The sequence below is a fragment of the Thermoanaerobaculia bacterium genome, assembly GCA_035260525.1.
In the GTDB taxonomy this organism is placed as follows: domain Bacteria; phylum Acidobacteriota; class Thermoanaerobaculia; order UBA5066; family DATFVB01; genus DATFVB01.
This window is the reverse complement of record DATFVB010000359.1, coordinates 1-2,803: the sequence shown is the minus strand read 5'-3', so window position 1 is coordinate 2,803 and position 2,803 is coordinate 1. Positions and strand designations below refer to the sequence as shown.

The following is a 2,803-nucleotide window of genomic DNA, read 5'->3' as shown; positions in this document are numbered from 1 at the left end:
CACTGCTCGGTCGACCCCCAGCTCGTGCGCGGCGTCTTCTTCGCGTCGGTGAAGCTCCACAACGAGCGGATCCCGTCGATCATGGACGTGGACCCGTCGGTGCTGAAGCTGATGGGCGTTCCGGCCACGCCGACGGATGGGCAGGCTTTCTTTCCGTAACCAGCGCGGGCGCGCAAGCGCCCGGCGAGGAGGAGGTCCACGAGCTGAGAGGCGGCAAGCAGTCGAGCGCCTCGGGCGCGAGCTGTGCTGCCTCTAAAGCGTGAAGTGGAAGGTCGCGCCTTTCCCGACTTCCCCGTCCGCCCAGACGCGTCCGGCGTGGCGCCGGACGATCCGGTCGACGGTCGCGAGGCCGATGCCCGTGCCGGGGAACTCCGCGGCTCCGTGGAGTCTGTGGAAGGGAGCGAAGAGATGGCCGGCATACGCCATGTCGAAGCCGGCCCCGTTGTCGCGGACGTAATAGGCGCCGTCCTCGCCGATTCCGAATGCGATCCGGGCCGGTTCGCGTCCGGCCGTGAATTTCCAGGCGTTCGCGATCAGGTTCTGCAGGACGAGGCGCAGGAGCGTCTCGTCCCCTTCGCCCCGGACGTTTTCGGCGATCTCGAATTCCACGCGCCGGCCGGGCTCGGTTCGGCGGAGCTCGTCGGCGATCGCGGAGGCGAGGGAAGAGAGGTCGACGGTCTCCCGGCGGAGCGGGCGGCGGCCCACCCGGGAGAGGTCGAGCAGGGCGTCGATCAGCTCGCCCATCCGGCGGGCGGCTGCCCTGATCCGGTCCAGGTCGCGGCGGGCGGCGTCGCTGAGCGCCGGGCCCGCGTCCTCGAGGAGCGCCTGGCCGAACCCGTCGATCGAGCGCAGCGGCGCCCGCAGGTCGTGGGAGACGGAATAGGAGAACGACTCGAGCTCTTCATTGGCGGCCGCGAGCTCGGCGGCGCGCCGGCGGAGATCTTCGTTGAGCTCCTCGATGCGGCGGGCGGCCTCCCGCTTCTCGGTCATGTCCCGCGTGACCTTCGCGAATCCGAGGAGCCTGCCGTCCGCGCGGATCGGCGTGATCACCACGTCCGCCCAGAACCCCGAGCCGTCCTTCCGGACCCGCCACCCCTCGTCTTCGGCCCGTCCTTCCCGGAGCGCGGTTTCGAGAAGCGCGGCGGGACGGCCCTCTTCCACCGCCTCGGGGGGGTAGAACGCGGCATGCGGGAGACCCACGGCTTCCTCCGCCGTGTATCCCTTCAGGCGGCGCGCCCCCTCCGTCCACGTGACCACGCGCCCGCTCGGATCGAGCAGGAAGATCGCGTACTCTTCCACCCCCTGCACCAGGAGACGGAAGATCTCTTCCCTCTCCCGCAGCGCCCGCTCGGCATCGAGGCGCGCCGCGAAATCGCGCGCCGCCGACAGCGCCGCGGCGGCGAGGAGGAGGATCCCGAATCCGAAGGCCGACAGGATGGCGACACGCGTGCGGTCCGCGCTCTCCCGCTCCCCGCGCCGGCGCTCGTCGAGGAGCGCGTTCTCCCGGCCTTCCATGCGGTCCAGCACGTCGCGCATCGCCGACTCGCCGGCTCGGACGCGATCGGTGAACGCCGCCTGGGAAGCGCCCTGGAAGCCGTTCCGTTCGAAGTCGGCGATCGAGGCTTCGAGCGCCGCGCTCCACTCCGCGATTCTCTTCGGAAGGATCCGCAGATCGCGTTGCTGGTCGGGGTTGTCCGTCGTCAGCCGCGCCACCTCTCCCACGACCGGGACGATCCCGCTCCGCGATCGCTCGTAACGATCGCGTTCAGAGCGGTCGTTCGTCAGCACGTATCCGAGGCGGCCGTTTTCCGCGGCATCGAGGAGCAGACGGATTCGCGTGATCCGGCCGAGGACTTCGCGCGTGTGGGAGACCAGCGCGGCGTCTTCGGCCGCGCGGTCGAGGCTCGACAGGGAGAGACCTCCGACGACCGCCAGCAGAGCGACGCCGGTCCCGAAGAGGAGCCGTCTCGCGCGGCGTCCCGCGCCCGGCGAGGCCGGAGTCCCGAAGGGGTGCGACAAGGGCGCATTTGCCGGCTCGTCCGCCACGCCGCGATCTTAGTGCCCCTCCCCGGAAATAGCGTGCCATTTGCGCCCGCGGCTTGCGGACGAGGGCCAGATGCGACGCAACGCCGCCATCGTTTGCAATGTTCGGGCGCCCTTCGGGTTCGGGCGGCGCGGGGCAATCTGCGGCGCCGCCGCGACTCGACGATGGCAACGCATCGCCGTCATCGCGGCGACTAGCAGCTCACCCCGCGGCGCTGCGAACAAATGTCACGTTATTGCCGGGGACGGGCACTTAGCCCGCAGCGGCGGCGGGCTCAGGACGGCGGTCCGCTTTCCGGGTCATGGCTTGCCGCATGCGCGGGAAGGAGGGGCAGGAAGGGTGATGTCCTCCAGTCGTGCAAGACTGACGTCAAGGGGGGCGAGCATCGAGGGATGCGCAAGGGAGAGCAGTCATCGTGGGTGTTTTTGGAACAGCTCGTAAGCGCGGCCAGAGGGGCTGGAAGACGGGTTCGGGTGGGCTGCCCGCGGGCGAGGCGTACTGACGAGCGTACGTTGAGTCCGCGGGCAGCCCGCACGGACCCGTATAACGGCCCCTCTGGTCCGCGCCGGCTGATTAATGCGCGTTGGCGCGGAGGTCCTTCACGAGCGTCATCCAGAGTATCCGCACGTCGAGCGCGAGCGTCCAGTTCTCGATGTAGAAGAGGTCGTATTCGATCCGCTTGGTGAGGCTCGTATTCCCGCGCCATCCGTGCACCTGCGCCCAGCCGGTCATCCCGGACCGGACCCGGTGACGCAGCAT

General features: G+C 69.8%; 2 protein-coding genes. Both read right to left on the bottom strand.

Annotation, left to right across the window (positions count from 1 at the left end; genetic code table 11):
* Positions 1–252 precede the first annotated feature (252 nt).
* A complete protein-coding gene (locus VKH46_17110) occupies positions 253–2,019 on the bottom strand; it encodes a CHASE3 domain-containing protein (GenBank protein ID HKB72553.1) in 1,767 nt (588 codons plus the stop codon).
* Between the two features lie 598 nt (positions 2,020–2,617).
* The coding region (locus VKH46_17105) for a sugar transferase (protein HKB72552.1) at positions 2,618–2,803 on the bottom strand (186 nt) is incomplete at its 5' end.